The organism is Luedemannella flava, assembly GCF_039528515.1.
GTDB classification, from domain to species: domain Bacteria; phylum Actinomycetota; class Actinomycetes; order Mycobacteriales; family Micromonosporaceae; genus Luedemannella; species Luedemannella flava.
The window spans coordinates 1-3,314 of sequence record NZ_BAAALT010000221.1 but is presented as its reverse complement, the minus strand read 5'-3'; the positions used below and the strand labels follow the sequence as shown (position 1 = coordinate 3,314).

The 3,314-nt window shown below is 76.1% G+C and carries 3 protein-coding genes and 1 pseudogene; 2 read left to right on the top strand and 2 right to left on the bottom strand.

Features of this window, described 5'->3' with window-relative positions:
- Positions 1-244, bottom strand: a 244-nt coding sequence (locus ABD211_RS26870; RefSeq protein ID WP_344137746.1) for a hypothetical protein, incomplete at its 3' end; no start/stop codon positions are given.
- Positions 237-1,106, bottom strand: coding sequence for a YihY/virulence factor BrkB family protein (locus ABD211_RS26865; protein WP_344137743.1), 870 nt, complete (start codon positions 1,104-1,106; stop codon positions 237-239). The genes ABD211_RS26865 and ABD211_RS26870, both read right to left, overlap by 8 nt.
- A gap of 416 nt (positions 1,107-1,522) precedes the next feature.
- Here ABD211_RS26865 and ABD211_RS26860 point away from each other — a divergent pair, with 416 nt between their 5' ends.
- Together ABD211_RS26860 and ABD211_RS26855 are read left to right on the top strand one after the other, a co-directional pair.
- Positions 1,523-2,506 carry a PASTA domain-containing protein gene (locus ABD211_RS26860; RefSeq protein ID WP_344137740.1) on the top strand — a complete coding sequence of 328 codons (984 nt, stop codon included), beginning with the start codon at positions 1,523-1,525 and terminating at the stop codon, positions 2,504-2,506.
- 73 nt (positions 2,507-2,579) lie between these two features.
- Positions 2,580-3,314 (top strand): annotated as a pseudogene (locus ABD211_RS26855) (hypothetical protein); the annotation flags it as partial.

The window sequence follows — 3,314 nt, the reverse complement described above, 5'->3', positions numbered from 1 at the left end:
CCGGCGCGGCGGGGAGCGCGAGGCGCCGCGGCGCGGCGGGCAGCTGCCGGGGCATGGGCGGACCCTCCGCAGTGGACCGTCGCGCCGCCAGCCGCGCCCGCTTCCGGTCGCGGCGCACCACGACGATCCCGTACAGGAGCAGGATGATGCCCGTCAGCACCACGATCCCGGACCAGATCGCCCAGAGCGTCACCGTGTCGATGGCCACGGTGGCGAGCGTCGCCGGGTCCCCCTGTTCACCCACCCCCGGAGCTTGCCACGTCGGTCGGCGTGCTGCCCACCCCGGTCCCGCCCCGGCGGGCGCGGACCGCGTCGATCTCGGCGCCGAGCAGTACGGCGAACGCCGACAGGTACAGCCACAGCATGAGGATGATGACGCCGGCCAGGCTGCCGTACATCTGGTTGTAGCGGCCGAAGTTCGCCACGTAGAGCGAGAAGCCCACCGAGCCGAGGATCCACAGCACGAGGGCGGTGACCGTGCCCCACGTGACCCACCGCCACGGCGGCCGCTCGCCCACCGGACCCCAGTGGTAGAGCACCGCCAGCCCGATGCCGATGACGACGACGAGCAGCACCCACCGGCTCAGCTCCGCGCCCACCTCGGCGACCGCGTCGAGGCCGAGTTGGCGCAGCACCACCGGGAACGCCGCCACCAGGCCGAGCACGATCAGCGCCGTGACCAGGGCGCCGAGGGTGAGGACGACCGACGTCGCCGCCCGCTTCACGAACCCGCGGACCTCCACCTGCCCGTTCACGATGGACAGTCCGGTGATCAGGGCCCGGACGCCGCCGGCGGCCGCCCACAGCGTGGCCAGCAGGCTGACCACCACGCCGAGGGTGAGTCCGCCCGAACTCGCCGCGGCGATGGCCGAGAGCTGGGCGGACAGCAGGTCCTCGGCGCCGGGCGGGAGCTGGCCGGTGATCGGGGCCAGCTGCTCGTCGATCTGGTCCGGGTCGGTCACCAGGCCGTACACGGCGACCAGGGCCAGGGCCGCGGGGAAGATCGCGAGCAGGGCGTAGAACGCCACCCCGGCCGCGACGAGCGGGAGCTGGTGGCGCTTGACCGCGTCGCGGACCTGCTTGCCGAGGTCGATCAGGTCGCGCACGGGTTCATCTCACCCCACCCGGCGGCCCGGCACGCCGAAAATGCTCTTGCCGGCCTGCCCACCGCGGAATAACGTGGTCGGTACACGCGAGAGGAGGTGGTCCGACGTTGAATAGCAACTGGACTCGTGAGGTGGCTGTCCGCTAGCCGCTCGTCCTCACCGGACACGCTTCGTCGTGACCGCCCGACGGCGGTGTGGCGAATACCAGACAGCTACCCGACCCCCGGGGCCCGGCCAGTCCAGCCGGTCCGCTCAACGCGGAACCCCGGGGGTCGCTTCATATCCAGGTCAGCGCGCGTGTGACGGGTCACCGTCCGCCCATGGGGAACAGCGCGTACTCCTGATGCGCGCCTCGACGCGACGGCTTAGCCTGTGCGGTGCCCCCGTACCCTCCCCGATCGCCGCGAGGACTGGCCATGACGAGCGCGGAGCGCAGCCGCCGACGACCGGCGGTGGTCCCCCTCGCCCTGGTGCTGGTGGGGATGTTCGCGGCAGGAGCCGCCGTCGGTTGGTGGGCCGCTGTCCACTACCACCCCCGCTACGCCCCCGACGTCGTCGTGACCGGCGCCGACGCGCCGGCCGCCGGCGAGGGCACCGCCCTGCTCACCCCCGACGTGCGCGGGCTCACCGCCGCCGCCGCGAAGCAGGTCCTCGCCGACGCGGGGCTCGCCGCCGTGGCCGTGCGCACCAGCGAACAGCCGTCCGTCGCGCCCGAGGGCACCGTCGTCGCCCAGGAGCCGGCGGCCGGGGCGCCGATCGGCGACGCGGTCACCCTCGCCGTCGCCACCCCCGCCAAGGTGCCCGAGGTCGTGGGCGAGGACGTGCGCGCCGCCGTGCGGGCGCTGCAGGCGCTCGGCGCCACGGTCGAGGTCCGCCGGACGTACCGGCCGGGCAGCCCGATCGACGCCGTGCTCGCCGTCGACCCCGGCGAGGGCGCGACCGCGCCGACGCACGTGACGCTCACCGTGGCCGGGCCGCCCGCCACGGCGTACCTCGCCGACCTGCCCGTCGGCAACTCCGGCTGCGGGTCCGCCGCGGTGGTCGTCGCGGGCCTGCCCTACGGGCACGGCCTGCGCTGCCCGGCCGGCGCCGGCTTCGTCGACGTCCTCTACGTCCTCGACGGCCACGCCCTGCGGTTCGACGCCGTCGTCGGGCAGCCCGACGCGGAGAGCGCCGGCCGCGTCGCCCGGTTCAGCGTCATCGCCGACGGCCGCGAGATCGCCGCCGGCACCGTGCGCGCCGGCCAGACGCGGGCCCTGTCGCTGGACGTCGCCGACGTGGCGCGCCTCGCGATCCGGGTGCGGGCCGAGTCCGGCCCGACCGGCGGTTCGCTCGTCTTCGGCGACGCCCGGTTCAGTGCCGGCGCCGCCGCCATCGCCGCCCTGCGGGCGGGCGCATGAGCGAGCGTCAGCGAGCGAATCATCAGCTCAGTGTTGACTCACGGCAGCGCCGGAGCGCAGCGGAGGTGATGGCGTGAGCGCCGCGACGCGCGGCCCACGGCCGCTGTGGCGGGTGGTCGCGGTGGTCGTCGGGCTCGCGGTCGTGGGCGCGGCGGTCGCCGTGGGTCTGGCCTGGGAGCGGGGCCGGTCGCTGTCCGCGCCGGTCGCCCCCGAGAAGAGCGCGGCGGTACGCGGCGACGACGTCGAGATCTCCATTCCGGAGTACGGGGTGTCCGAGGCGGGCACGCTCAGCGCCCGGCCGGTGCGCGCGGCGCTGCCCGACACGGCCCGCGCCGGCGCCGCGTTCGCGGTGGACCTCGGCATCGTGGAGCTGCGCAAGCCGGCCACCGCGCGGCTGCGCGTCGACCCCGCGCTGCCCGCCGACGCCACGCCCTGGCTGGCGCTGCGCGGCGACGCCCCGGACGCGCCCTGGCGGGCCCTGCCCGTGCGCCTCGACGAGGACCGGAAGTGGGCGACGGCCGACGTGGCGGTGCTGACCGGCACGACCGTCGTCACCGTCGCCTGGCTCGACCCGCAGGCGCTCGCCGACGAGGTCGCGGCCGCCGTGCCGTGGCTCGCGGCCCTCGCCCCGCAGACCACGCCCTCCGCGACGCCCGCCGTGCCCGCGCCGGGCGGCACGGCCCCGGAAACCAGCGCGGCGACCTCGACCTCGACGACCTCGACCGGTGCGCCGGTCACCGGCACCACGCCGGTCACCGGCACCACGCCGGCCGGCGGCGGGCCGAAGATCACCGGCGGGCCGGCGACC